Annotated in this window: 28 protein-coding genes and 1 tRNA gene; 11 read left to right on the forward strand and 18 right to left on the reverse strand. The window is 66.6% G+C overall.

Translation table 11 applies throughout. The features are described 5' to 3' along the window. Nucleotides 1–171: 171 nt before the first annotated feature. Nucleotides 172–918: a phosphoglyceromutase gene (locus ACFVTE_RS00005; RefSeq protein WP_387095127.1), complete on the reverse strand. Its 747-nt coding sequence runs from the start codon at nt 916–918 to the stop codon at nt 172–174. Nucleotides 919–1,023: 105 nt separating this feature from the next. On the opposite strand from ACFVTE_RS00005, the gene ACFVTE_RS00010 reads away from it, so the two are divergent. Further along, a complete protein-coding gene (locus tag ACFVTE_RS00010) occupies nt 1,024–1,845 on the forward strand; it encodes a class I SAM-dependent methyltransferase (RefSeq protein ID WP_387095130.1) in 822 nt (273 codons plus the stop codon). A 1-nt stretch (nt 1,846) separates the two neighbouring features. Here the strand turns inward: ACFVTE_RS00010 and ACFVTE_RS00015 are convergent, their stop codons facing one another. After that, on the reverse strand, nt 1,847–2,203 hold the full coding sequence (locus ACFVTE_RS00015; protein WP_387095133.1) for a DUF2516 family protein: 357 nt from the start codon (nt 2,201–2,203) through the stop codon (nt 1,847–1,849). A gap of 9 nt (nt 2,204–2,212) precedes the next feature. Further along, complete coding sequence (locus tag ACFVTE_RS00020; protein ID WP_387095136.1) at nt 2,213–3,397, reverse strand: trans-sulfuration enzyme family protein; 1,185 nt, start codon at nt 3,395–3,397, stop codon at nt 2,213–2,215. 115 nt (nt 3,398–3,512) lie between these two features. On the opposite strand from ACFVTE_RS00020, the gene tmk reads away from it, so the two are divergent. The 3 genes from tmk to ACFVTE_RS00035 all read left to right on the forward strand — a co-directional run bounded on the left by tmk (nt 3,513) and on the right by ACFVTE_RS00035 (nt 6,937). After that, nucleotides 3,513–4,160 carry a dTMP kinase gene (tmk, locus tag ACFVTE_RS00025; RefSeq protein ID WP_387097076.1) on the forward strand — a complete coding sequence of 216 codons (648 nt, stop codon included), beginning with the start codon at nt 3,513–3,515 and terminating at the stop codon, nt 4,158–4,160. Next, on the forward strand, nt 4,157–5,302 hold the full coding sequence (locus ACFVTE_RS00030) for a DNA polymerase III subunit delta' (RefSeq protein WP_387095139.1): 1,146 nt from the start codon (nt 4,157–4,159) through the stop codon (nt 5,300–5,302). The genes tmk and ACFVTE_RS00030 overlap by 4 nt, the downstream gene beginning before the upstream one ends. Nucleotides 5,303–5,365: 63 nt before the next feature. Further along, nucleotides 5,366–6,937, forward strand: a complete 1,572-nt coding sequence (locus ACFVTE_RS00035; protein ID WP_387097078.1) for an alpha/beta hydrolase — start codon at nt 5,366–5,368, stop codon at nt 6,935–6,937. A gap of 90 nt (nt 6,938–7,027) precedes the next feature. On the opposite strand, the gene ACFVTE_RS00040 is transcribed toward ACFVTE_RS00035, so the two are convergent. Further along, nucleotides 7,028–7,795, reverse strand: a complete 768-nt coding sequence (locus tag ACFVTE_RS00040; RefSeq protein WP_387095142.1) for an HAD family hydrolase — start codon at nt 7,793–7,795, stop codon at nt 7,028–7,030. A gap of 224 nt (nt 7,796–8,019) precedes the next feature. Between ACFVTE_RS00040 and ACFVTE_RS00045 the strand changes: the two genes are divergently transcribed. After that, a tRNA-Thr gene (locus ACFVTE_RS00045) sits at nt 8,020–8,092 on the forward strand. 341 nt (nt 8,093–8,433) lie between these two features. Then, entirely contained in the window at nt 8,434–8,853 is a 420-nt protein-coding gene (locus tag ACFVTE_RS00050) for a hypothetical protein (protein ID WP_387095145.1), read from the forward strand. Between the two features lie 622 nt (nt 8,854–9,475). On the opposite strand, the gene ACFVTE_RS00055 is transcribed toward ACFVTE_RS00050, so the two are convergent. After that, a complete protein-coding gene (locus ACFVTE_RS00055) occupies nt 9,476–10,663 on the reverse strand; it encodes a glycoside hydrolase family 26 protein (protein WP_387095148.1) in 1,188 nt (395 codons plus the stop codon). Between the two features lie 811 nt (nt 10,664–11,474). Between ACFVTE_RS00055 and ACFVTE_RS00060 the strand changes: the two genes are divergently transcribed. Continuing rightward, nucleotides 11,475–12,110 carry a signal peptidase I gene (locus ACFVTE_RS00060; RefSeq protein WP_387095151.1) on the forward strand — a complete coding sequence of 212 codons (636 nt, stop codon included), beginning with the start codon at nt 11,475–11,477 and terminating at the stop codon, nt 12,108–12,110. Next, the gene (locus ACFVTE_RS00065; RefSeq protein ID WP_387095154.1) at nt 12,082–12,465 is read left to right on the forward strand and encodes a hypothetical protein; all 384 of its coding nucleotides are present in this window, start codon (nt 12,082–12,084) and stop codon (nt 12,463–12,465) included. The genes ACFVTE_RS00060 and ACFVTE_RS00065 overlap by 29 nt, the downstream gene beginning before the upstream one ends. Before the next feature lie 17 nt (nt 12,466–12,482). Here the strand turns inward: ACFVTE_RS00065 and ACFVTE_RS00070 are convergent, their stop codons facing one another. The 7 genes from ACFVTE_RS00070 to ACFVTE_RS00100 all read right to left on the reverse strand — a co-directional run bounded on the left by ACFVTE_RS00070 (nt 12,483) and on the right by ACFVTE_RS00100 (nt 16,326). Next, entirely contained in the window at nt 12,483–13,376 is an 894-nt protein-coding gene (locus ACFVTE_RS00070; protein WP_387095157.1) for a hypothetical protein, read from the reverse strand. A 109-nt stretch (nt 13,377–13,485) separates the two neighbouring features. After that, nucleotides 13,486–13,959, reverse strand: coding sequence for an SRPBCC family protein (locus ACFVTE_RS00075; protein ID WP_387095159.1), 474 nt, complete (start codon nt 13,957–13,959; stop codon nt 13,486–13,488). Nucleotides 13,960–14,089: 130 nt separating this feature from the next. Continuing rightward, the gene (locus ACFVTE_RS00080) at nt 14,090–14,329 is read right to left on the reverse strand and encodes a helix-turn-helix domain-containing protein (protein WP_387095162.1); all 240 of its coding nucleotides are present in this window, start codon (nt 14,327–14,329) and stop codon (nt 14,090–14,092) included. After that, nucleotides 14,329–14,670, reverse strand: coding sequence for a hypothetical protein (locus tag ACFVTE_RS00085; protein WP_387095165.1), 342 nt, complete (start codon nt 14,668–14,670; stop codon nt 14,329–14,331). Before ACFVTE_RS00085 ends, ACFVTE_RS00080 begins: the two co-directional genes overlap by 1 nt. Before the next feature lie 212 nt (nt 14,671–14,882). Continuing rightward, nucleotides 14,883–15,365, reverse strand: a complete 483-nt coding sequence (locus ACFVTE_RS00090; protein WP_387095168.1) for a DUF805 domain-containing protein — start codon at nt 15,363–15,365, stop codon at nt 14,883–14,885. A 327-nt stretch (nt 15,366–15,692) separates the two neighbouring features. Then, nucleotides 15,693–15,887, reverse strand: coding sequence for a hypothetical protein (locus ACFVTE_RS00095; protein ID WP_387095170.1), 195 nt, complete (start codon nt 15,885–15,887; stop codon nt 15,693–15,695). A gap of 175 nt (nt 15,888–16,062) precedes the next feature. Continuing rightward, a complete protein-coding gene (locus tag ACFVTE_RS00100) occupies nt 16,063–16,326 on the reverse strand; it encodes a GlsB/YeaQ/YmgE family stress response membrane protein (RefSeq protein WP_003801204.1) in 264 nt (87 codons plus the stop codon). Between the two features lie 435 nt (nt 16,327–16,761). On the opposite strand from ACFVTE_RS00100, the gene ACFVTE_RS00105 reads away from it, so the two are divergent. From ACFVTE_RS00105 to ACFVTE_RS00115, 3 genes are all read left to right on the forward strand, one after another. Next, nucleotides 16,762–17,007: a hypothetical protein gene (locus ACFVTE_RS00105; RefSeq protein ID WP_387095171.1), complete on the forward strand. Its 246-nt coding sequence runs from the start codon at nt 16,762–16,764 to the stop codon at nt 17,005–17,007. 91 nt (nt 17,008–17,098) lie between these two features. After that, nucleotides 17,099–18,172 (forward strand): hypothetical protein, encoded by a 1,074-nt coding sequence (locus ACFVTE_RS00110; protein ID WP_387095173.1) that lies wholly within the window; start codon nt 17,099–17,101, stop codon nt 18,170–18,172. A 39-nt stretch (nt 18,173–18,211) separates the two neighbouring features. Beyond that, nucleotides 18,212–18,391 (forward strand): hypothetical protein, encoded by a 180-nt coding sequence (locus ACFVTE_RS00115; protein ID WP_387095176.1) that lies wholly within the window; start codon nt 18,212–18,214, stop codon nt 18,389–18,391. Between the two features lie 96 nt (nt 18,392–18,487). On the opposite strand, the gene ACFVTE_RS00120 is transcribed toward ACFVTE_RS00115, so the two are convergent. The 6 genes from ACFVTE_RS00120 to ACFVTE_RS00145 all read right to left on the reverse strand — a co-directional run bounded on the left by ACFVTE_RS00120 (nt 18,488) and on the right by ACFVTE_RS00145 (nt 23,564). Next, complete coding sequence (locus tag ACFVTE_RS00120) at nt 18,488–19,333, reverse strand: aldo/keto reductase (protein ID WP_387095178.1); 846 nt, start codon at nt 19,331–19,333, stop codon at nt 18,488–18,490. Between the two features lie 112 nt (nt 19,334–19,445). Beyond that, nucleotides 19,446–19,889: a hypothetical protein gene (locus ACFVTE_RS00125; protein ID WP_387095181.1), complete on the reverse strand. Its 444-nt coding sequence runs from the start codon at nt 19,887–19,889 to the stop codon at nt 19,446–19,448. Nucleotides 19,890–19,895: 6 nt separating this feature from the next. Further along, the gene (locus tag ACFVTE_RS00130; protein ID WP_387095183.1) at nt 19,896–20,537 is read right to left on the reverse strand and encodes a bacterial proteasome activator family protein; all 642 of its coding nucleotides are present in this window, start codon (nt 20,535–20,537) and stop codon (nt 19,896–19,898) included. Between the two features lie 38 nt (nt 20,538–20,575). Continuing rightward, on the reverse strand, nt 20,576–21,040 hold the full coding sequence (locus ACFVTE_RS00135) for a GNAT family N-acetyltransferase (protein WP_387095185.1): 465 nt from the start codon (nt 21,038–21,040) through the stop codon (nt 20,576–20,578). A 2-nt stretch (nt 21,041–21,042) separates the two neighbouring features. After that, nucleotides 21,043–21,264 (reverse strand): YbdD/YjiX family protein, encoded by a 222-nt coding sequence (locus ACFVTE_RS00140; protein WP_387095187.1) that lies wholly within the window; start codon nt 21,262–21,264, stop codon nt 21,043–21,045. Further along, nucleotides 21,264–23,564 carry a carbon starvation CstA family protein gene (locus tag ACFVTE_RS00145; protein WP_387095190.1) on the reverse strand — a complete coding sequence of 767 codons (2,301 nt, stop codon included), beginning with the start codon at nt 23,562–23,564 and terminating at the stop codon, nt 21,264–21,266. The genes ACFVTE_RS00140 and ACFVTE_RS00145 overlap by 1 nt, the downstream gene beginning before the upstream one ends. Nucleotides 23,565–23,683 lie beyond the last annotated feature (119 nt).

Raw genomic sequence — 23,683 nt, forward strand, 5'->3', positions numbered from 1 at the left:
CCGACCCGGCCATCCTGGCCGTCGCCAACCTGGGCAAGATGTACCCAGCGGCCCGGCGCGGGCTGAGCCTGTCTGCCCCAAAACCGGACGACGCCGGCCGGACACCTTAGGTGACCGGCCGGCGTCGTCCGTTTTTGGTGCAGACAGGCTCAGCCAGCGCCGGGCAGCTGGTTACTTCTTGCCCTGGTTGGCGACGGCCAGGATGGCCTGTTCGGCGGCTTCGGGATCGAGGTAGGTTCCGCCGCGGGTGATCGGCTGGAAGTTCTCGTCCAGGTCGTAGACCAGCGGGATGCCGGTGGGGATGTTGAGGCTGGCGATGTCGTCGTCGCTGATCCCGTCCAGGTGCTTGACCAGGGCGCGCAGCGAGTTGCCGTGGGCGGTGACCAGGACGGTCTTGCCGGCCTTCAGGTCTTCCTTAATGTCCGATTCCCAGTACGGGAGCAGGCGGATGAGGACGTCCTTGAGGCACTCGGTGCGGGGCAGGGCGTCGCCGAGGTCCGCGTAGCGCGGATCGCGGGACTGGGAGAACTCGCTGCTGTCGTCCAGGGGCGGCGGCGGGGTGTCGTAGGAACGGCGCCACAGCATGAACTGGTCCTCGCCGAATTCGGCGAGGGTCTGGGCCTTGTCCTTGCCCTGCAGCGCACCGTAGTGGCGCTCGTTCAGGCGCCAGTCGCGCTTGACGGGGATCCAGCCGCGGTCAGCCTTGTCCAGCGAGATGTTGGCCGTGTTGATGGCCCGCTTCAGGAGCGACGTGTAGAGGATGTCCGGGAGAACGTTGTTCTCAACCAGCAGTTCCCCACCGCGTGCTGCTTCCTCGCGGCCCTGGTCGTTCAGGTCAACGTCCACCCAGCCGGTGAACAGGTTCTTGGCGTTCCATTCGCTGTGGCCGTGGCGCAGCAGAATCAACTTGTAAGTCATGATTTTCATCCTAGCCGAGCACGGCCCGCGGGCGCCGAGAGTTACATCACGCGGCGGCGCCGCCCGACGGGGCCGCATCCCAGCGCCGCCCGATAGGCTGGGGCCGTGGTGCAGAAAGCAGAACGGGTGGTGACCAGCCGGAGCAGCCGTGGCAAGCCGGTGGGGAATGTGACCCGCGGCACCACCAACCCGAACCGCATGCGCCGGCTGGACCGGTGGCTGGCCGGTCCGCAGGCCTGGCGGTTGCGGAGGGCGGCTGACCCGCTCGTGGTGGACCTGGGCTACGGCGCCTCGCCGGCCACCGCCGTCGAACTCTTTGAGCGGCTCCGGGCCGTACGGTCGGATGTGCGCGTCTGCGGGATCGAAATCGAACCGGAACGGGTCCTCGCGGCGAAGGCCCTGGAGCGCCCTGGCCTGAGTTTCCACAACGGCGGATTCGAACTTCCGGTGCCCGGGAACCCGGTGTTTGTGCGCGCGTTCAACGTGCTGCGGCAGTACGAGGAAGCGGATGTCCGCGGCATCTGGGAACTGGTGCAGGGCCGGTTGGCTCCGGAAGGCCTGTTCATCGACGGGACGTGCGACGAGATCGGCCGCCGCTCCGCATGGGTTGCCCTGGATGCCGGGCGTCCCCTAAGCCTCAGCATGTCGGTCCGGTTCGGGAGTTTCGTGCTGCCGTCCGAGGTCGCCGAACGGCTGCCCAAGGCCCTCATCCACCGCAATGTCCAGGGCGAACGCATCAACACGCTGCTGCAGGCGATGGACCAAGCGTGGCTGGAGGCGGCTCCGCTGGCGCCGTTCGGGAACCGGCAACGGTGGACTGCCATGTGCCGGGCACTGCTCGACGGCGGGTGGCCGGTACATGATGGCCCCTCGCGCTGGCGGCTCGGGGAACTTACGGTCGGCTGGGAAGCCGTGGCACCCGGCTAGGTCACCAGGGGCCGTACGGCCCCATGTTCCGGCTGCCGCCGCGGCCTGCGTCCTTCACGGCCGGCCGGACGTCGGCGAGGTAAACGGAGGCCGCCACCACGGCTGCGAGGCCGAACAGACCCAGCGGTCCGAGGAGGCCGCCCGACCCGCCGCCGAGCACGGACAGCGCCCCGACGGCCAGGCTGCCGCCGGTCAATGCCAGCCAGAACGTCTTGGTGCGCTTGCCTACAGCTTCGAAGGCGTTGGGCCGGTGGCGGACGCAGTCAAAGAAGGCCCACACCTCAAGGGCCAAAGCAATCAGCCCCAGGATGTAGTAGACCGTGCTCTCAACGTAAAAAATCAGTAGTCGTCCGTCCACCAGCCCAGCCTATCGGTCCAGCGCGTCCAGCGCCTGCTTCAAATCGGCCCAGAGGTCCTCGACGTTTTCGATCCCGACGCTCAGCCGGACCAGGTTCTCGGGAACGCTGACGGGTTCGGCGGCGTGCCGGCGCCGCCGTTCGATGAGCGACTCCACCCCGCCAAGGGACGTGGCGGGCAGCCACAGGTTCAGGGCACGGACCAGCTCGTCCGCGGTTTCGGAGGCGCTGAGCCCGCCGGCCGCGGCGACCTGGACGCAGAGGATGGAACCGAAGCCCGTCATCTGCGACTTGGCCAAATCGTGGCCCGGGTCGGTCACCAGGCCCGGGAAGCGCACGCTCTCCAGGGCCGGATGGGCGCTCAGCCGCTCGGCGAGCACCGCTGCCGAGGCCTGGGAACGCTCGATCCGCAGGGCCAGGGTCCGCAGCCCCCGCAGCGCCAGCCACGCTTCGAAGGGCCCGGCGATGCCGCCGTGGATGATGCGGTGGTGAAGAAGGGTTTCTCGCAGCTTCGCATCCGAGGTCACCAGGGCGCCCAGCACCACGTCGCTGTGGCCGGCCAGGTACTTGGTCACCGAGTGAAGAACGACGTCGGATCCCAGGCTGAGCGGCTGCTGCACCAGAGGCGTGGAGAAGGTGTTGTCCGTGACGACGACGGCGCCGGCGTCGTGCGCGGCCTGCGTGAGAGCGCGGATGTCCGCGATGCCGAGCATCGGGTTGGTGGGGCTTTCCAGCCACAGCATGTCCGCCGCTTTGCCGCCCTGCGGGGCTATCTGCGCGCGGACGGCGTCAGTGTCCGCGATGTCCACGGTGCGGAGCTCCAGGAGTCCCTTCTCAGCCAGCTCGGCGGCCATGACGAGCGAACCCGAGTAGCTGTGGGACGGCATCACCAGGACGCCCCCGTTGGGGATCAGGGAGAGTGCGGAACTGACGGCGGCCAGGCCGGAGGAGTAAAGGAGTCCGGGCAGCGACGCGCCCTCGAGTTGGCCGAGGGCCTCTTCGAACGGGTCCCACGTGGGGTTGGAGTAGCGGCCGTAGCCACGGTCGCCGTCGTCCAGCGCGCCGGTGCCGAAGTACGTGGACGAGAGCACGATGGGCGGGTTGACGGGCGCATCGTGTTCGCGGGGCGGACGGCCGGCGGCCACGACCACCGTTTCGGCAGACAGGGAGGCGGCGTGCTGATCGGAAAGACTCATGGTCACAGGGTACGTTGGCTGCCTGCCTGCGCGGAAAGTAGCCGCTTCCGGCGACATACAGAACGGGGCACCGGGCATTTTCGTCTGTGGAAATCGGTAGGCTGGATAGGTGAATATGCAGAGCCCCGGACTTTTCATCGCCTTCGAGGGCGGTGACGGTGCCGGCAAGTCAACGCAGGCGGCCCGGCTGGCTGGCGCGCTGGAATCGCGCGGCCTCACCGTGCTGCGCACCCGGGAACCCGGCGGGACGCCCATCGGCGAGAAGCTCCGTTCCCTGGTGCTGGACCACGGCCACGGCCACATTGATGCCCATACCGAGGCCCTGATCTTCGCCGCCTCCCGGGCCGCGCACGCCAGCCAGGTCATCCGGCCGGCATTGGCCCGCGGCGACGTGGTGCTCACGGACCGTTACATCGATTCCTCGGTGGCGTACCAGGGTGCAGGCCGCGGCCTCGGCACGGACGCCGTCCGCAGTGTTAACGAATGGGCCACGTCCGGGCTGCAGCCGGACCTGACGGTACTCCTTGATGTCCACCCGGCGGAGGGGCGGAGCCGCCGCACCGCCGGGGACGCTGCCGAGGACCGGCTGGAATCGGAAGCAGACGAGTTCCACGCCCGGATCCGGCAGGCCTTCCTGGCCCTCGCGGAGGACCGGCCGGAGAGCTACCTCGTCCTCGAGGCGGGACGGCCCGTCGAGGAAATTGCGGGACTGATCCTGGAACGTGTCGAAAAGCTCCTTGCAACTACGGAAACGCAGCCATGACCGTCTGGGATGACCTGCAGGGGCAGCCAGCCGTCGTCGCCCAGCTGCGGCAGGCATCCATGGGTGAGGGGCTCACCCACGCGTGGCTGTTCACCGGGCCTCCGGGTTCGGGCCGTTCCAATGCGGCCAAGGCCTTCGCGGCAGCTTTGAACTGCGACCAGGACGACGTCGCCATGCGCGGCTGCGGCGCCTGCCCGGCGTGCCTGACCATCCTGGGTGAAACCCACGCCGACGTCTCCTTTGTCCGCACCGAAAAGGTGACCATCACCATTGAAGAGGCCCGCGAACTCGTGGCCACCGCCGGCAACCGGCCCTCCTCGGCGCGCTGGCGGATCATCGTGGTGGAGGACGCCGACCGCATGGCGGAGCGCACCACCAATGTGCTGCTTAAAGCCATCGAGGAGCCCACCCCGCGCACCATCTGGATGCTGTGTGCCCCCTCCCCCGCGGACGTCCTGGTGACCATCCGCTCGAGATGCCGGGCAGTGGCGCTGCGCCTGCCGCCGGCCGCCGATGTCGCCGCCCTGCTGGTAAAGCGCGACGGCGTGGATCCGGCCCTTGCCGAGCGCGCCGCACGGGCGGCGCAGAGCCATGTGGGCATCGCACGGCGCCTGGCCCGCGACGCCGAGGCCCGGGAGCGGCGCCTGGAGACAGTACGGTTCCCGCTGGGCCTGCGGGGAATCACGGCCGCCGTGATGATGGCCGACAAACTCGTCAAGATCGCCACTGAAGAGGCCACGAGCTCCAACGAGGAGCGTGACGCCGCCGAAAAGGCCGCGCTGCTGGCCACCCTCGGCGCCCCCGAGACCGGCACCCTTCCGCCGGCCATGCGGAGCCAGGTGAAGCAGTTGGAGGACGATCAGAAGCGGCGCGCCAAGCGCTCCGTCACCGATTCCTTGGACCGGACGCTGACGGACCTCCTCTCGTTCTACCGGGATGTCCTTATCATCCAGCTGGGGAACGCCGTGGAACTGGTGAACGTTGAGCTGAGGAGTGAGCTGGAAGAGTTTGCCCAAAGGTCCGGGCCGGATGTCACCCTCGCCCGGATGGACGCCATCAACAACGCCCGCAAGCGGATCACCACCACCAACGTCGCACCGCTGCTGGCCGTAGAGTCAATGGCCGCAAGCCTGATCCAGTAGCCACGCCACCGCCCGCCACTTGCCTGACCCAGCTGACACCGCCCCACAAGGAGAACCCGCATGATGTCTGCACCGCCTCTGTCCTCGCGACCCCGGACCCTCGCGGCCGGGATGCGGGCGGCCGGCGCCATGGCGCTGGCCGTACTGCTGGCATCGTGCAGTGCCCTGGGCCCGTCGAAGGACGAGTCCTCGCAGAACGGCTCCACGGCACAGGCCGACCCCTCCATAGCGGCGGCCGCCCCGGCGGGGCTCAAGTCCTATTACTCGCAGAAGATCATCTGGGAGCCCTGCGAGGACAAGCTGCAGTGCGCAAAGGTCAAGGTGCCCGTCGACTACGCAAAGCCGGACGGCGACACCATCGAACTGGCCGCGGTGAAGATCGCCAGCACCGGGGACAAGAAGGGCAGCCTGCTGGTCAACCCCGGCGGTCCGGGCGCGTCCGGCTACGACTTCGTCAGGGACGCCGGCAACAGCCATTTCTCCGAGACCGTGCGCGCCAACTATGACCTCGTCGGCTTCGATCCGCGCGGCGTCAAGCGTTCGGCGCCTGTCACCTGCCTCACCGACAAAGAACGGGACGAGGCCCGGACGAAGGTCTACACTCCGGAAACCGACGCCGGACTGGCGGTGCTGCGCGCCGACAACAAGGCCATCGCCGCAAAGTGCGCGGAGCAAACCGGGCCGGTGCTTGGGCACATCGACACCGTCAGTGCGGCCAAGGACCTCGACGTCCTGCGCGCCGTGCTCAACGATTCCAAGCTGAACTACATGGGCTTTTCGTACGGGACCTTCCTCGGCTCCACGTACGCGTCGCTGTTCCCGGACAACGTGGGTCGCATGGTCCTCGACGGCGCCATCGACCCCTCGCTCAGCGCCGAGGACCTGACGCTGGGCCAGGCCCGGGCCTTCGAGAAGGCCCTGCGCGCCTACGTTGAACACTGCCTCGGCGAGGAAGGGTGCCCACTCAGCGGCACCGTCGACGACGGCGTGCAGCAGATCCGCGACCTCATCACCTCCGTGGTCCAGACCCCGCGCACCGCCAAGGACGGCAGGCTGGTGGGCGGCAACCTCTTCGTCAGCGGCATCGTCGTTCCGCTGTACGCCAACGAAAGCTGGCCGGCCCTGACCCAGGCACTGGACCTGGCCATGCAGGGTGATGTCAGCGCCATGCTCCGCCTGGCCGACCTGGGCGCGGACCGCTCCCCCAACGGCAAGTACACGTCCAACACGGCACTGGCCTTCGGCGCCATCAACTGCCTGGACTATCCAACGAACAGCGATCCGGCGGCCATGCGTGCCGAAGAGCAGCGGCTCCGCGAGGCGTCCCCCACCCTGGGCTACTTCTTCGCCTATGGCGGTGCGAACTGCGCCGACTGGCCTTACAAGAACGTCCGCACACCGGCCCCCGTGAAGTACAGCGGCTCCGCACCTATCCTCGTCGTCGGCACCACCGGTGACCCGGCAACGCCGGTGGAATGGGCCAGCGAACTCCGGAAGCAGCTGGGTAATGCGTCCCTGCTGACCTTCAAGGGCGAAGGCCACACCGCCTACGGCCGGTCCAACACCTGCATCAGCAACGCCGTGGACAAGTACCTGGTGGACGGCAAGGAGCCGGCCGACAACACCGTCTGCTGACCCCAGGCCCGACGGCGGCCGGTGCAGCACTTGCCGCACCGGCCGCCGTCGGGCGTTTAAGTATGCGGGCGCTTCGGTGCGCCGGCGCCCTCAGAGCCGGGAAGCGCGGCGCTCCAGGAGCGCCGGAAAGTCCTTGATGGAGGGCAGGACGTCGGTGGCACCGGCGTTGCGGAGCGACGCCTCGGCGTTGGACCCGGTCAGTACCCCGGCAGCCACCGATGCCCCGGCGCGGAGGCCGGAATGGATGTCCGCGGCGGAGTCCCCCACCACGGCCACCTTCCGGACGTCGTCGATGTCGAGGGCCAGGACCGCCGTCAGCACCATGTCCGGGAACGGCCTGCCCCGGCCGGCGTCCGCGGGGCAGAGGCTGAGGTCCGCCAGGCCCATCCAGCCCAGTGATTCCAGCACCATGTTCTGCGTGTGGCGCCCGAAGCCTGTGGCCAGGCAGACCTTGACGCCGGCGTCCCGGAGCCAGCCGATGGTGTCCTCCGCCCCGGGGACAGCCCGGACTCCGCCGTCGGCGATGAGTTCATCGCAGTTCAGTTCGAACCTCTTGTTGGCGCTGGCCGCCGCCTGGGGGTCGTCGAACAGTTCGCCGAAAACCGTCATCCGGGAGATGCCGGAACGCTCCCGCGCGTAACGCAGCATCCCTTCAAAGCGCGCCGAGCCGGCCGCCACTCCCTGTTCCGCCAGCGTGCGGGACATCGCGCGGTCCATGAGGCCGCCGTCGTACACGGTTGTACCCACCATGGCGAGCACAGCGAGCCGCACGGGCAGTAGGTGCTCTGCCGCATCCGCACCCGGGGAGACGGCAGTGCGGACTGCGCCGCCGGTTGAGATTGCGCTGTCTGGTGTCATGGTTGAGCTCCTTTGCCGCTGGTGCGCAGGCATGCTGCGCCACGCTTTTCATCCCAGCATCGCGGCTGTTGCTGTTGCGGGCCTGAACCGGACCCGACGGCGGAATGAACGTCCTGCCAACGTCAATCGCAGCCTGCGGGGCGCTCATTTTGACCCGGACGCGGGGACTCTATTACAGTTGTCTCTTGCATGAACCGGCCGGTTTCCCGGCCGATCGGTGCGGTGCTTCCTTAGCTCAGTCGGTAGAGCGTTTCACTCGTAATGAAAAGGTCATCAGTTCGATTCTGATAGGAAGCTCGGGATAAACCCCGGACAGCCCCTGGATCCAGGGGTTTCCGGGGTTTTTCGCTGGTTAAGCCCGAAAGCCTCAACCGGGCCGGGAGGAAGCGGGAAGATCATCCCGTGGCGCCGCAACAAGCCACCAGGGCGCGCGGATCTCGGCCGACACGGGCCACCCGCAAGCGCGGTTCGCACTTTCTTGATCCCATGCTGCGCCCTTGCTGCGCCATCCTTGATGGCCACGTTCCATGCTGGCCTGCAAGGAAGCAGGCCATCGCACCGTCAGCAGCCGACACAGCACGGCCGCCCGGTGGTTCGGGCCGCGGTGCACCCAGTAAGGGTGCGGAGGGAGTCGGGCAATGCGCAGAGGGAAACGGCTGAATGAGAGAGCAAAGACGCTGGATGCACAGCGCCTCCAGAAACTCGCAGACGAGACATCCTTGGAGGCGGCAGAGTCCATTACCGCCGAATACGTCACTCTCGTCCCCCGCTTCGTTGAACGGATCATGCGCACCGTTGGCGCCCAGGACCCGGATCTGATGCTGGATGCGTCTCGGAGCCTGAAGGCGAAATCGTGGCTGGTCGGGGCGCTAAGAATGAACCAGCTGTGCGGTGAACTCGAGTTGGCCGTGGCACTGGCTGACTGGGACGCCACAGCAGCCGTCGCACGGGACATCGAGCTCCACCTTCCGCACCTGCAAAAGGCCCTCGGGGACGTCCCGGAACTTACGCGCCGCTCCCGGCAGCCAAGGCCGCTTCAGACCGCCATGGCGTCGTGATCCCCGCATCACGTCACGGTTCTGACCACCCCGGAGGCAGCCAGGGGACTCGGCGCCCGCAGACTGTCCAACTTCGGACCCCGTCAGTCTTCCCGCAATTGCGACTGTCCCTTCCGTTCCTAGCGATCCTGCCAATCATTTAGGTGCGCCAGCAGTGCACCTTCGGGGTTCCCGGGATGCTCCGCGAGATGCCGGAGCAGTCCGAGCCGGGCTTCCTCGTCAACGCCCGTGTCGCCCAGAACCTCGCTTATGAGGCACTGAACCTGCCGTCGGATAATCCATCCGCCAGACTGCGACGTCACCGCATCAGCTTTCGCCAAAAGCCGATGCCCCGCCTGATGCCCTGGTAGACCGGAACCGTTCCCGGCTGTCCATGATCCAGCATGTCCATCATTGCTCCCTTACGCTGCTGCAATGCTCCCAGACGGTGTTTGGAGTCAGCAGGGACAGACCCGGACCGGCGCCCGTGCGGGCACCCAATTTGAGGGGACGGGTCGAGCGGTGTTGGAAACCACATAGGCGGAAGGCCAGCCGAGAACGGACAAAGCGAAGGCTGCCCAGAGAGGCTCATCCGGCGCACCGCGACCTCGCGGTGGCAAGTGCGCCGGACCGCGCCCTCACATTAGCGTGCCGGTGTGCAGTCCCTGGTCTCCGGGGCAAACTGGAACCAATCGGGCAGCTCAGCAGTGTAGGCCCTGGCGATGGCCGGGGTACCGGCCGAGCGCCAGTCCACAACTGCCTTGACCTCCACCTCGTTCTTGTTCCATTCGAACCAGTTGATCATCTTCAGTTGCGGGTAGTCCTTCGGGATCCGCGCGTCGAACAGCTGCCGCCACCACGCCTGTTTGATGGCCAGCTCCGTCGCGCCCTTGCGGGCGGGGACGCTCAGCGCGGCGGTTTCCGGGATCGCCACCGGCTTGCCATGCCGTTGGCCGTACTCGCCGTAGAAGTCCGGGACGGTGAGGTCGTTACCGCCCGCGCCGTTGTAGGTTCCAGTCAGCTGCTGCAGGAACTTGCCCGGCTCGGGCACCACGTTGGCGCCCCACGGGTAGGTGTTGCCCCAGTGGTACAGCGACATCCCCACCCAGTCCACCGCGTCATCGCCCGGGTAATACGGGGCGTAGGGGTCGTCCGCGCCGGTCACCTCACCGTTCCGGTCTGTGTCCAGTGCCGTGTACGCAACTGTGCCTGGCTTCGCCTGGTGTGCGCCCCCGGTGAAAGGGTAGCCGCCGCCGTAGTTCGGCGCCCACATGGTGGCACTGCCGGGCGCGAGCCGGTGAACGGAGCCGGCCACCCGCCGGAACGCTGCCCTGTACTCGGCCGGCCTCTGGCCCCACTCGTACCAGGAGCCGTTCATCTCGTGGGCGAACCTGACGATCACCGGAACCCCGGCCTTGTTGAACCGGGCCAGGGTGCCGGCCAGTTTATCTGTCTCCGCTTGCGTCACGGCGGCGAGCCCCTTCCGCGGCTCCAGCGTCAACAGCAGGATCCCACCCCCGGTACGCACCTGCTCGTACGCGGCCTCAACGTTCGTCTCGTCAGTGGCTGTGAAGGGGAACTGCGTGAAGCTGACCACCACGGCCGGCCTGCGGTCCAGCCCGTCGGTGTACTGCTGCAGCGTCTCGTGCTCCCAGTCCAGGTTCACGCCGGACAGAATGCCCGACGGCGGCGCCAGCTCGGTCCCGCGGGCCACCGTGCACTGGGCTGCGGTCGGGGTTGACGGCTCTTGCGACGGTGGCGCCGGTGAGCACCCCGCCAGTACCAGACCCGCCACTGCCGTTACCGTCACCCGTCCCCAGTTGATGTTCACCGCACCAATCTACGACAATCAGCAATGGCGGCCGCCGCAGCCTGGACAGTACAGCTGGCCGGCTCCGCCCCGAGCGGGGTGTGACTGCGCAAATGCGTACCCGAACGCGCAGAAAGACAGGTACCCGCCACCGATGCTGTGACTCAGGGCCAGGTGTTAACTGTGAGCAGGGCGGATAACAATGTTGAAGCCCTCCGGGCCGGTTCTGGAAGCACCCGTCCTGGACAGTGCAGCCGGGCCTGACGCAACTCCCCCCAAGCGTCCGGCCCGGCTGGACCCCGTTCTGGGCTGCGTTCCGTCTCGCCGTCCGGACAGCCGCGCAAAGGCAACGCCGTCCGCAACACGGGCGCCAGCGGAACAGCCGCTGAATATTCCCCCGGCCCGGTCCGTGCCGGTCATCGCTCACTGCTACGGTCCCGTCGGCGTCGAACGGCATGTCGCTCAGTCTGCCTGTCGTGAACCGGATTCGACGGCGTCTGTGTCCCGGGCCAGCCCTGCACAGCCAGCCCGCTGGCAGGTTTTCTTGAGCCAGTATTGATCGGCCCCCGATGGGTCCTTGAGTCAGTGCGGGCAGAGTGTTCGTTACCGGCACGGAAGACCGGTTATCCGAAGTCCGCTCGCCGGACTCCTGGAAGAACGGACGTTCACCGTCATGGGTCGCAACCTGAAGTCCCGCACCGGCAGGGCTGCCGCCTCAGCGGTCTTCACCGGCACCCAGCCCTCCCGTGCCAAGAAATAACCCACACACGTCCCCTCCGTCGTCTGGCCCCAGAACCGCGGCGGAGGGGACCCATCCGTAAGGCAGCACGCCATGACAGCAGCAGCAGCGCCGGCGGCCGAAGTACCCGGCCCGGAGGTCCCCGCCGGCGGCCGGCTGCTGCTGAAGGCCGGCCGCATAGTGGCGCGCACGGCTGCATCTGTAATGCTGGCCGCCGCCGTCGCCACCTTCCTTTTCCTGGCCGTTGGCCCCAGTTTCCTCGGCTACCAGACCAGCATTGTGCTGACCGGTTCCATGGCTCCAACGATCAGCCCCGGGGACGTCGTTGTCACCGTACCGTCGCCGGTGAGCTCCCTGAAGACCGGTGACGTCATCACGTACCGGATCCCGGTACAGGACCGGCGCGTCGAGACGCACCGGATCGTCGAGCTCACCCGTGACGGCGACGGCAGTACCACCGTGCGGACCAAGGGCGACGCAAACAATGACGCCGACCCCTGGCTGGCGACCTTCGAAGGCAGCACCGTGGACGTCCACGCCGCGACGGTTCCCTACCTTGGCACCGCGGTCCAGGCTCTGCGCGAACCTGCCGTGCTGATGGCCCTGACTTACGGCGTTCCCGGGATGCTGGTCTTCGTGATGCTTGCCAGGATCTGGCGGAAGGGCCCAGACGCTGCCGACGAGTCGAGGAACGGGGCCGATGGTGCAAAAACACCGGCCGCAGGCTGACGCACCCCAGCCGACCCTGGACGGGCAGCGGCTCCGGGATCTGGCGGCAGATTGTTCGACGGCGGCGGCCGAGGCCTTCGCGGCCAACTACTCAGCCCTCCTCGCACAGCGTGTTGACCGCATCATCCGGAGTGTCGGCGTCGGGCACCGGGAGATGGCGATGGATGCCGCTCTCAGCCTGCGAACGGCGTCGTCAATGGCTGGTGCCCTGCGGATGAGCCACCTGTGTATCCGGCTGGAGAAGGCGCTTGTGGCCGCCGACCTGGCCGCTGCTGCAGGCGTTGCGCGGGACATCGACCTGCACATGCCGGAACTGCAGGAGGCCCTCGCGAGCCGGCACCGGCCGGACCAGTAGGCTTGTCGCCGGTTGATTCAGCCCCGGGCGCACGCCGCCGCCACAAAGTCGTAGATCTGCCCGCGCAGGGCCGTGCCGGCCGCGGCCTTCACCTGCCCCTCGCGTCCTCCCACGTTCACATGCAGGGGCAGCAGGGTGCCCACTTTGTCCTCGGCGATGGCGTGCGCATCGCAGCGGGCAGGGCGGATCCGCAAATGCAGTTCAGAGCGTGGCGCACCCTGCGTGACGCGAACGTTCCGCGGCCACGGATCATCGGCCGGTTCGGCAATCAGGGTGGTCCCGGCGATGCTCGCGATGGTCATCGATCTTACGTCCGGGCCAGCGCCGTCCGTTCCCTTCGGGGTGATGACCAGGCTGACGACGGCGGTGCGGGAGTCGGGTGCAACCTCAAGTCTGGGGTCGAGGGCGATGTCCGCCACGGCGGCCGCGTCCGCCGCAAGGCACAGCTCCAGGTTGTTCCGTTCGAGGACCCCGAAGGGGTCTGCGGCGACGGGCGCCACCTCCCGCAGTCCGGCCTGCCCTGCCGCCGAATATTTCACGGTGGCGACGGGCTGCTGCGTGGTTGATCCCGGTGGGGGTGACTGCTGCGTACTCGACTGGCCCGGGCCACAGACCGGGGCCGGAAGCCGGGCGGGAAGACTCTTGGGCTGACCGGGCGGCAGTTCGAGGCCGCCGCCGCTTGGCTCCCATTGGATGTCCCCCTGAAAAAGCGGCGACGCGAGCTGCGCCGCAGCAACGGTCAGGGAACTGCCGGACACATTGGTGAGCAGGAGCTGGATGGCCTGTTTTCCGTACTGGTCGCGCGGCTGGCCCACCTCCACCGTTACCGGCGGCGGTTCAGCAGAATCCTGCGGCCCCGGCTCCCGTGATTCCGGCGCCGTGCAGGCCGCAAGCACAGGAACCGCCGCCAAGGCAGTCGCCGCTACGACGGCGGGCCACCGGTTCGCAGGTGACCAATGCGCATGCGCGCGCGGGCCGTGGACCTGTTGTTGAGGCAACAGGTCCACGGCCAGGGCCACTCTAGAACTGCCCGGTGGGGCCGCTGTCCTCGACTTCACCGCGCCAGCCGCCGGTTTCGGTGCCGCGTGATTCGATGAAGTCCTTGAATTTGCGCATGTCGGACTTGACCTGCATCTTGTCGATCTTGAGGGCCGCGCCCGCCTTCTCGGTGACGGTTTCCGGCGCCCATTCGAAATGGACCTTCACTTTGGTGTGGGTGGCGTCCAGAGGCGTGAACCTGATGATGCCGGCATGGGACTTGCCGTCGGTGCTGCGCCAGGCGATCCGGTCATCAGGCTCCTGGTCCACGATTTCGGTATCGAATTCCCGCTTCACGCCGCCGACTTTCGTAACCCAGTGATTGGTGGTGTTGCTCAGCTGGGTTACGGATTCCACGCCGGACATGAACTGCGGAAATGATTCGAACTGCGTCCACTGGTTGTAGGCCGTATGGACGGGAACTGCGACATCAACGGTCTCTTCAACAGTTTCCATCTGCTTCCTCCTGTCATTACGGGCGGCCCGATGACGGGCCCTCGGCGGTCGCCGTCGTTCCCAACTGCAACCGCCACCTGAACGGTAGGTCCGGCGGCTTGCTGTGTCCAGACCCTACAGCTGATTCGGCTCAGGAAATGCCAGCGGTGCCGCCCGAGGTGACCAGGAGGTCCCCGACCTGGCACTCCAAGGCCTCACAGATAGCAGTCAAGGTGGAAAATCTGATTGCATTGGCCCTGTCGTTTTTCAGCACCGACAGGTTCACCAGGTTGACGCCGACCCGCCTGCTCAGTTCGGTCAGTGTCATCCCCCGGCCTGCCAGCAGCTCGTCAAGCCGGCAATGAATTCCTGAGGTTTCCTCCGCCGGCATCAGATCAGACCCTCGGTGTCCTTCTGCAGCCTGCGGCCAAACCGGAAGACCCCGGCCACAAGAAGCAGGGCGATGCCCAGCACCAGCGGGGCCGCATTGAAGTTCAAGGAGAAGAGGTAGGACTCCCCCTGCACGCGCCCGTTGACTCCGATCAGGTCTGCCAGCCGGCTCCGGGCAATGGAGTCGAGGATCTGCCCCACCGTGCCGGCCAGGGCAAGGACAACTCCCCCGGCACCGACAAGCCAATCAGACCCGGGTGTGAAGAAAATTTCACTCCGGAGCCGGTGTGCCAGCAGAAAGACCAGCGCCAGAACGGCGAGAATGCCTAGCTGGTTCAGCATTTTCCGCGCTGAAGCCGGAACGGCATGTTTGGTAGCTTTCATCATTTCCCCCAGTTATCGAAACTCGTTAATAACGACAGTCGATAACATAGGGATTTCCGAAGTCGGCGTCAATGCAGCGCAGGCCAGCCTGCCCGTCATGGCAAAAGGAACCCGCCGGGACGGCCAAGTGGCGGTCGTCGGCGGGCTCCTTACAGCAAGGCCTTCTGCGTTCAGGCAGTTGGCACGTCGAACCGCTGCCCTTCGGGCTTGGACGGCAGGATCGTCAGGACCAGCAGGGCGATCGCCCCAAGGAACGGGACGAGACCCAGCAGCACAAGCCAGCCGCTCAGGTTCACATCGTGCAGGCGCCGCACAGTCAAGGCCAGGGAAGGCACGATGGTCGCCAGGCCCCAGACAATGGCAAGGATCAGGCCTACCGTGGCGCCCGGACCGGGCACGGGCGTGCCGTCCGCGGTCACGGTTGTTCCCCCTGCGCCCGTGATGATGTTGATGATGATGCCGACCACTACCGCGACGAGCACCCACCACCAGTACTCACTCCTGCTGGCACGGCCCGTGAATGTGGCGTACTTCTTGAAGAACCGGCGGACGGCTGCGGGAAGGGGCGCGCCGTAGTACGGTGCCCAAAGCGGCGGTTCGCCGGTTCCCGTCTGGTAGCCCTGCTGCTGCTGCGGATATTGCTGATAGCTCATGGATTCCCCCCATGGGTTCTGAGTTATGAGACGAGCCCATCGTAGGGGCCAAACTGCCGCAGCGACCGTTCAATGGAGAAAATTTACTGCGATTTTCACTGCGTGAATTCATAAGTGCGGAAGTTTCGGACTCAGCGGAGCCGCTGGTGCACGCGCAACGCAGGCGGCGATCCGGTGGGCGCCGGCTCCGGCGGCGGGTACGTGCCGTCGGGTTTGCACTGCGCGGCGCACTCTGGGCGCGCCGGTAGCGCCCCGCTTTTCGGCCGGAAGTCTCTCTTCGAGCGGAAGTCGCTTTTCGAGCGGAAGTCGCTTTTCGAGCGGAAGTCGCTACGCGACGTCGTCGGCGATGTTCCGGTCGGTCAGGTGGGCCAGCAGGGCCTTTTCCGGATTGCCAGGGTTTTCCTCGAGGTGGCGCAGCAGGCTGACGCGCACGTCAGGTCCTGTGGCAACCGCAGAAAGCACATCGATGATGACGTCCATTACCTGACGGCGTATCGTCCAATCCTCTGAAGCGTAGGTCACGTGCACCTCCTGTCCGGCCGCGAACCCTTTCCCCCGAGTGTTCTTTCGATTGGCGCTGTTCCCTCTGTCAGTACCGTCGCTTCCGGCCCCTGCATGGCTGCGGGGGCCGGAACCAGTGGGGCTGGCCCTTGGTTGGGCCAGCCCCACTGACAGATCCCTTTGTTATGAAATCAGGTCAGACCCGACTTCTGCGTGTGACGGCGCCGTAGATCAGCAACACAATGACAGCTCCGAGGATGGACAACAGCCAGGTCCTGAGGTCGAAGAAGTCACCCAGGCCACCACCGAAGATCAGCGAACCGATCCAGCCGCCGAGGATGGCCCCGACGACGCCCAAGACCAGGGTGACTATCCAACCGCCGCCCTGCCTCCCGGGAAGAATGGCTTTTGCAATGGCCCCCGCAATCAGACCGAGCAGGAGAAATCCAAGAATTCCCATGACGCACTTTCCTTTCCACCAGACAGGTACCGCGGGTGTGGCACCAGCTATAGAGATGAGTTAATCAGCATGCTTAGTAGCTGGCAAGCGTCCGAGTGCGCGTTCCCCGAAAATTCTCTTGTCAGTCCTGTGGGGCGGTGCTATAAAAATCGGTATCAGCCAATATCGGAAACTGAGGTCAAGGAGGGGTCCCCGGCAGCCAATTAACGCCTCATGGACCGGGACGGGATACCGGTAAACGCCAAAGCTGCTTGTTGGGCGGAGAGCTTTCAGAGAACGCCACAGCGCATAGTGTGCAGGTGCAGCATCATCAGCGTGCGGATCCCATTCCCGCTAAGTGGTCCCCGGCTGCAGGAGCAGCCGGGGACCACATCACCCTAGCTGCGGAGGGGATCGCAGCATCCGGAGTTCTTGAGCTGGTTGTGGTGGGTTTCAGTGGACCAGGCGACAATCGTCAGCTACGCCCTCGGCTATATCGCCGTTGGTATCGCCGTTTTTGTCATGTTTCTGCCGGCGCTCGCTATTCTTGGCCTGCTTCTGCTCGGCGCCGGCGCCATGCAGGTGATTGTTCTGCTCATCAATGTCACGGCCGTTGGCCTCTACAAAGCTGTCCTCAGGATGTATCACTCCCTGCTGGACAGGTGGCAGAACCGCCCGCGCGGCAGGCTGGCCGCCCACTAGGGCGAAACACCCCCCGGCCGACGCGCTGCACGCGTGTTGCCCGGCGTGAATGCATGCTCAAACCCGCGTGACGGTACATATGATGGCTGTCATGGACGAGGAACTGGAGCGCGCCGCCCAGGCCTTGTACGCGCTTCCGTTCGACGAGTTCATCGCTGCCCGCACTGCTGCCGCCAAGGACGCCGCGGCATCGGACAAGCCCCTTGCCCAGGCGATCCGGTCCCTGCCGAAGCCTTCAGTGGCCGCCTGGACCGTCAACATGCTGGCCCACCACAGCCCCGATGCCGTGGAGCAGCTCAGGACACTCGGTCAGACCATGCAGGAAGCCCAGGCATCACTTGATGCCGCGGCTTTGAGGGAGCTTGCCAAGGAACGGCGGAAGCTCCTTGGCACCGCCGTGGGTGAGGCCCGGCTCGCCGCCGAAAAGCAGGGGCGGAAGGTGAGCGGCGCAGTTGCCACCGAGGTCGAAGAGACACTGCGGGCCGCCACCGCGGACCTCGCGGCTGCCGCCGCCGTCGAAAGCGGTCTGTTGCTCCGCGGGCTGTCCGCCGACGGCGTTGACCAGGTGGATCTCAGTGCCGCCGTGGCGGTTCCGTCGGCCCTGGGCAAGCTGCCGCCGCGGCCGGTCCCACCGAAGCGTACGGGCGAAGCACAGCGTCCGGCAGGCGCCGCGTTGCGCCCGGCTGGTGCTTCACCGAAAGGCCGCCAGCAGGAACCTCCCGCCACCACGGCCCCGTCCAGCCGGTGCGCACGGACCCAGCCACCCAAAGCCGCGGCCCGGGCGGACACCGACGCCGTAGAGCAGGAAAAGCCGCGCCTCCAGGCCGTCCGCACCGCGCCCCGTCCAGTCACGCCGTCCCTCCTGGAGAAGGCCGAGGCAGCGCTGGCGGAGGCGGAGGAGGCGGCAGCCGATGCCGCAGACGAGGCTGCACGCCGCGCCCGGGCCCAGGAGGAAGCCGCCGCAGACTTCGTCCGGCTCACAGCCGAAGTCAATGAGGCCCGGCTGCGGCTCCGCACCTTGGAACATTCACTCGATGCCGCGCGCAAGGAGCGCGAGACCGCCGCCGCTGAGGCGAAGCAGTACGCCCGGGCGGCGGAGAAAAGCGAGCGGTCTGCGGTGCTGGCGAAGGAACGTGTGCTCCGGCTCCGCAACACGCCGGACTGAACTGCCAAAAATGTCAGACCCCGGTTGCACGATGGAGCCATGGAAAATAATCAGGAATTCCACGTGACGTACTTCGACGCCGACTGCGGCCGGATCCGCACCGAGGTCTTCGATACCGTGGCGGCAGCAGAGCGCTTCGCCAGCCGCAGCATTACCGGCGAGGACAGCTGGGCCATCATCGACGCCGTTGCGATCCAGCAGGAACAGCTCGCGGCCTGACCCTGCAAAGGCTGCCCATGCAGTCCGATTAACGCGGAAAGGCCCCGCCCATCCGCGTGGGCGGACGAGCGGGGCCTCTCAGCCGGTATCTGCCTATCAGGCGAAGTCGGAGACGGCCGGGTCCGGGCCGATCCTGCCGCTTCCTTCCGCGGTGCGGTCCAGTCCGTTGATGGCTTCGATGTCCCCGGCGTCCAGTGTGACGGTCAGGGCGTCAAAGTTCTCACGGATCCTGGACTCGGTGACGGACTTGGGGATGACGACATTTCCGATGGCGAGGTGCCATGCAATGACCACCTGCGCCGGAGTGGCGCCGTGCTTCTGTGCGATACCCGCAATAACCGGGTCCTCCAGGAGCTCCCCGCCCTGGCCCAGCGGAGACCAGGCCTGCGTCAGAATCCCCTGGGAAGCATTGAAGTCGCGCAGTTCCGACTGGTTGAAGTAGGGGTGCAGTTCCACCTGGTTGATGGCAGGAACCACGCCGGTCTCGTCGATGATCCGCTGCAGACCCTCGACGGTGAAGTTGGAGACGCCGATGGACTTGACCTTGCCGCGCTTCTGAAGCTCGATCAGCGCCTTCCAGGTGTCAACGTACTTGTCCTGCTTCGGCTGCAGCCAGTGGATCAGGTAGAGGTCCAGGGTTTCAAGGCCCAGGCGCTCCAGGGACTCCTCGAACGCGGCAAGCGTTGATTCGTAGCCCTGGTCGGCGTTCCACAGCTTGGTGGTGATGAAGATTTCCTCCGGCGACAGCCCGGAGCTGGCAATCGCCCGGCCGACGCCGGATTCGTTGCCGTAGATCTTGGCGGTGTCGATGTGGCGGAACCCGGCCTGAAACGCTTGGAAGACAACCTTTTCGGCTACGTCGTCTTCTACCTGCCACACCCCGTAGCCCAGCTGGGGAATGGTGTTGCCGTCATTGAATGTCAGTGTTGGTGAAGAAGTCATTTGTCCATCCTGCCAACAATCAAACGTGAACCGCACCGAATATGACGAAGCTAAGCTAGCCGCGTAACGGACCGTTCCGGGGAATATTTCGGCGGCGGGAGGACGCCGCCGTTCAGGACTCCGACAGGTGCCGCTCGGCGTCGGCCACCTGCTCAAATACAGTCTCTGCCCGCCGCCAGACCGAAGCCGCGCCAACGGGCACTGGCCCCACGGCCAGCCGCAGCATCGCGGCCGCCTCGGCGGTGGCGGCCAGCGAGTTGCCGGCCTTGGAGAGCGAGCGGTGGACGCCGGACAGGCTGTGCGGAATATCCAGCCCGTCGCTGGGCGAGCGGCGCTGCGCCTCAACGCAGATCTCCCGGACGCGTCCGGAAAGGGCGGCCAGCTGGTTGGCTATCTCCACCAGCTCCGCATAGAGCTGGTCATCCTCCACGCCTTCGAGCACCTGGTGGTACCGGTCCAGGCCGCGGTGGAACCGGTCGTGAGCGCGGCGCCATAAGCCCTTGCCAAGTTCGGCGTCGTCTTTCCGCCCTTGCCGGGCGGCCGTGAAAAATCCCAAAGGGGCCTACAGATACTGGCCGGGGCCGTGGTCAGTGTCTTCCTTGCGGCCCGGGTGCAGCGGGTCAGCGCCGGGCTGGGGTGCCTTGGCACGCTGCGGCTCGCCGTTTTCACCGATGACGACGCCGGGCGCGATGACTGTGCCCGGCGGGAGCTGCCGGACCTGCATCTGGGCCAGGGTGTGTTCGCGGGCTGCGTGCTGAGCGGCAATTGCGGTCTGGATGCCGTGGAAGAGGCCCTCCAGCCAGCCCACCAGCTGGGCCTGGGCGATCCGCAGTTCGGCGTCCGAGGGCGTGGCGTCGTCCGGGAAGGGCAGGCTGAGCCGTTCCAGCTCCTGCACCAGTTCCGGCGCCAGGCCGTCCTCAAGCTCCTTGATGGAGCGCTCGTGGATGCCCGCCAGGCGGCCCCGCGCGGCGTCGTCCAGGGGCGCGGACTTCACCTCTTCCAGCAGTTGCCGGATCATGGTGCCGATCCGCATCACCTTGGCCGGCTCATCCACGAGATCGTGCAGGTTCGTCTTGGGCTTTTCCGCCTCGGCGGGGCGGTCTGCGGACGCATCCTGGGCAGGCCCGGCATCCAGGGTGGTGCCCTCCACAGGTACCTCGTCCTCGGCCGACCGGGTGGGTTGAGTGTCTTCGGGATCGCTCATGCGTTCATACTCTCACGGGCCCGGAATGCGGAGTCCAGTCAATGAAGCTCCTTGACCAGGATTTCGCCTTCGTCCGTAGCGAAACCGCATTTGCGGTAGAAGCCGACGGCGTACGTGTTGGCCGGAACCCACACTTCCGCGACTCCGTTGCCCCGCATCCAGGCCTCCATCTCGGCAATAAGCGCCCGGCCGATGCCCCGGCGGCGCCATTCGGCGTGCGTGCCCATCTCCATCAGCAGGAGTTCCGCCCAGGGGCCGGGCGTCCGGCGCCGCTGGACGCAGCAGTGCAGGAATCCCAAGGCCTCTCCCCCGGCCTCCGCCAGCCAGAAGAGAACCGAGGGGTCCGCGAGGAAGTCCCGCGCGCCGTCGGGGTTTAATTCCCCCGACGGCGCGGTGCCCGGGTCCTCGTCAAAGAGATTGTCCGCGGCCGCCAGCGCGACGAGTGCGCCGGCATCCGCCGGTCCGATCCTGCGGACGGCGAATCCGGCCGGCAAGACAGCCATGGTCAGCAGCACCTTCCCTGCGGGTTGGTGTCCTGGCGGTCCGTCCGGTCCCGCCAGAACGCTCGCTCGTCCATGGGCGGCGTGCCGTGGCCTGCCGCCGCATGGTGTTCCAGGTACTTCGAGTAGGCGTCAGCCCCCATGACGCCCTGAAGATACCGCGCGAAGCCGCGGAAGGCCTGCGCCACCGGATGCAGGAGGCCGGCCGGTCCGGGTGCGGCAGACATCAGTGGTGTCCCGCCCGCTCCATGCGCGTGTCAGCGGGCAGGTTGTTCCACTCGGCCAGGAGCTCGCGCTCGGCGGCGGTGGGGATCAGTCCGGCGGGGGCGTAGACACGGGAGGGACGGGGCCTGTCCTCGTTGTTGACATTGGGGATCCCCGCTGTCGTGTTCCGGAAGGCCTTCACGGTGGCCACCACGGCCGTGACGATGACGATGATGCTCAGGACCACGAAGATGACGGACAGCCAGCCCTGGATCATGGTGTTGCGGACCACCGCTTCCATGGCCGTGGTGGTCTTGGCCGTGCCGAAGGAGGTCTTTCCGTCGGCCAGGGCCTTGCTGAACGCCGCGTTGTTGGCGAAGTACCCCACCGCCGGAACGGAGGAGAAAATCTTATGGATGCTCGCCGTGATGGTGACGACGGCGGTGAAGGCCAGCGGCACGGCAACGATCCACAGGTACTTGAAGGAACCGCGCTTCGCCGCGATTGCCATGCAGACAGCCAGTGCGATCGCCGCCAGCAGCTGGTTCGCGATGCCAAACAGCGGGAACAGGGTGTTGATGCCGCCCAGCGGGTCGGTGACGCCCATCAGCAGCACCGCGCCCCAGGCGCCCACCATGACGGCCGTGCAAAGCCACGCGCCCGGCCGCCAGGACGCCTCCTTGAACTTCGGGGCAAAGTTCCCGATCGAGTCCTGCAGCATGAACCGCGCAACCCGCGTCCCGGCGTCGACCGCAGTGAGGATGAACAGCGCTTCGAACATGATGGCAAAGTGGTACCAGAAAGCCATCATTCCGGTCCCGCCGATGAACTGCTGCATGATGTGGGCCAGGCCCACGGCCAGGGTGGGCGCGCCGCCGGAGCGCGAGACAATGCTTTCCTCGCCCACGTTCGAGGCGGTCTGGGCCAGGACGTCGGGGGTGATGTTTACACCGGCCAGGCCGAGGCTGTTGACCCACTGGGCCGCCGTCTCCACGGTTCCGCCGGTCAGCGCCGCTGGGGCGTTCATGGCGAAATAAATCCCGCGGTCGATCGAAATGGCCGCGACGAGGGCCATGATGGCGACGAAGGATTCCATCAGCATGCCGCCGTAGCCGATGAAGCGGGTCTGCCGCTCCTTCTCGATGAGCTTCGGCGTGGTGCCGGAGGAAATCAGGGCGTGGAAGCCGGACAGCGCGCCGCAGGCGATGGTGACGAACAGGAACGGGAACAGGGCGCCGGAGAAGACCGGACCGTTCTCGCGGCCGGCGAACTCGCTGAACGCGGGAACGGTGATTTCGGGCCGCACCACGATGATGGCCACGGCCAGCATCGCGATCACGCCGATCTTCATGAACGTTGAGAGGTAGTCGCGCGGAGCGAGCAGGAGCCACACGGGCAGGATGGCGGCGATGAACCCGTACACGATGAGGCCCCACGCGATGGTGACCTTGTCCAGGTGGAAGAACGCTGCGCCCCATTCGGTGCCGGCCACGGCGCCGCCGCCGACGATCGCCGCCATGAGCAGCACGAACCCGATGATGGACACCTCCATGACCTTGCCCGGACGCAGGTACCGCAGGTACACACCCATGAACAACGCGATCGGGATGGTCATACCCACCGAGAAGACGCCCCACGGGCTCTCCCCCAGGGCGTTCACGACGACGAGCGCCAGGATCGCGACGATGATCACCATGATCAGCAGGGTTGCCACCAGGGCGGCGGTGCCGCCGATGACCCCGAGTTCCTCGCGCGCCATTTGGCCGAGGGAACGGCCGCCGCGGCGCATGGAGAAGAACATGACCAGGTAGTCCTGGACGGCACCGGCAAGGACGACGCCGATAATGATCCAGATGGTGCCGGGGAGGTACCCCATCTGGGCGGCGATGACGGGGCCGACGAGCGGGCCGGCGCCGGCGATGGCGGCGAAGTGGTGGCCGAAGAGGACGTTGCGGTCCGTGCGGACGTAGTCCTTGCCGTCAGCCTTGTACTCAGCCGGTGTGGCGCGGCGGTCATCCGGCTTGAGCAGATAGCGCTCGATGACCTTCGAGTAGAAGCGGTAGCCGATCAGGTAGGTGCACACCGAGGCAAACACGAACCAGATCGCGTTGACCGTTTCGCCCCTGACGATGGCCAGCATGAACCAGGCCACGCCGCCCAGGAGCGCGATGGCTACCCAGAGGGCGATCTTCGCAGGGGTCCATCTGCGCTCCTCGGCGTCGCGGACTGCGTCATCGACGGACGCCGGCGGCAGCGCTTCGTCGGCGGCGGGAATCAGTTCCCCGCCCGCCGTTCGGGTCCCGTCCTCAGGCATGGTGCCCATGTCTCCTCCTTGAGATTCCCAGTTGGCACGGACTGTGCCACGGGCACCCTACCAACCGGTAGCGCTGCATCCGCGGCCATTTGCGCGGGGCTGCCCGAGGAATCGGCGAGCGGTCCCGA

Source organism: Arthrobacter sp. NPDC058097, from assembly GCF_042884885.1.
GTDB lineage: Bacteria > Actinomycetota > Actinomycetes > Actinomycetales > Micrococcaceae > Arthrobacter.

Coding starts and splice junctions, on each gene's coding strand:
- ACFVTE_RS00135 (WP_387095185.1), bottom strand. CDS start 21,040: ATGGCTGTCTTGCCGGCCGGATTCGCCGTCCGCAGGATCGGACCGGCG.
- ACFVTE_RS00120 (WP_387095178.1), bottom strand. CDS start 19,333: ATGACTTCTTCACCAACACTGACATTCAATGACGGCAACACCATTCCC.
- ACFVTE_RS00050 (WP_387095145.1), top strand. CDS start 8,434: ATGCGCAGAGGGAAACGGCTGAATGAGAGAGCAAAGACGCTGGATGCA.
- ACFVTE_RS00130 (WP_387095183.1), bottom strand. CDS start 20,537: ATGAGCGATCCCGAAGACACTCAACCCACCCGGTCGGCCGAGGACGAG.
- ACFVTE_RS00115 (WP_387095176.1), top strand. CDS start 18,212: ATGGAAAATAATCAGGAATTCCACGTGACGTACTTCGACGCCGACTGC.
- ACFVTE_RS00090 (WP_387095168.1), bottom strand. CDS start 15,365: ATGAGCTATCAGCAATATCCGCAGCAGCAGCAGGGCTACCAGACGGGA.
- ACFVTE_RS00140 (WP_387095187.1), bottom strand. CDS start 21,264: ATGTCTGCCGCACCCGGACCGGCCGGCCTCCTGCATCCGGTGGCGCAG.
- ACFVTE_RS00035 (WP_387097078.1), top strand. CDS start 5,366: ATGTCTGCACCGCCTCTGTCCTCGCGACCCCGGACCCTCGCGGCCGGG.
- ACFVTE_RS00040 (WP_387095142.1), bottom strand. CDS start 7,795: ATGACACCAGACAGCGCAATCTCAACCGGCGGCGCAGTCCGCACTGCC.
- ACFVTE_RS00100 (WP_003801204.1), bottom strand. CDS start 16,326: ATGGGAATTCTTGGATTTCTCCTGCTCGGTCTGATTGCGGGGGCCATT.
- ACFVTE_RS00060 (WP_387095151.1), top strand. CDS start 11,475: ATGACAGCAGCAGCAGCGCCGGCGGCCGAAGTACCCGGCCCGGAGGTC.
- ACFVTE_RS00075 (WP_387095159.1), bottom strand. CDS start 13,959: ATGGAAACTGTTGAAGAGACCGTTGATGTCGCAGTTCCCGTCCATACG.
- ACFVTE_RS00030 (WP_387095139.1), top strand. CDS start 4,157: ATGACCGTCTGGGATGACCTGCAGGGGCAGCCAGCCGTCGTCGCCCAG.
- ACFVTE_RS00005 (WP_387095127.1), bottom strand. CDS start 918: ATGACTTACAAGTTGATTCTGCTGCGCCACGGCCACAGCGAATGGAAC.
- ACFVTE_RS00065 (WP_387095154.1), top strand. CDS start 12,082: ATGGTGCAAAAACACCGGCCGCAGGCTGACGCACCCCAGCCGACCCTG.
- ACFVTE_RS00110 (WP_387095173.1), top strand. CDS start 17,099: ATGGACGAGGAACTGGAGCGCGCCGCCCAGGCCTTGTACGCGCTTCCG.
- ACFVTE_RS00020 (WP_387095136.1), bottom strand. CDS start 3,397: ATGAGTCTTTCCGATCAGCACGCCGCCTCCCTGTCTGCCGAAACGGTG.
- ACFVTE_RS00145 (WP_387095190.1), bottom strand. CDS start 23,564: ATGGGCACCATGCCTGAGGACGGGACCCGAACGGCGGGCGGGGAACTG.
- ACFVTE_RS00080 (WP_387095162.1), bottom strand. CDS start 14,329: ATGCCGGCGGAGGAAACCTCAGGAATTCATTGCCGGCTTGACGAGCTG.
- tmk (WP_387097076.1), top strand. CDS start 3,513: ATGCAGAGCCCCGGACTTTTCATCGCCTTCGAGGGCGGTGACGGTGCC.
- ACFVTE_RS00085 (WP_387095165.1), bottom strand. CDS start 14,670: ATGCTGAACCAGCTAGGCATTCTCGCCGTTCTGGCGCTGGTCTTTCTG.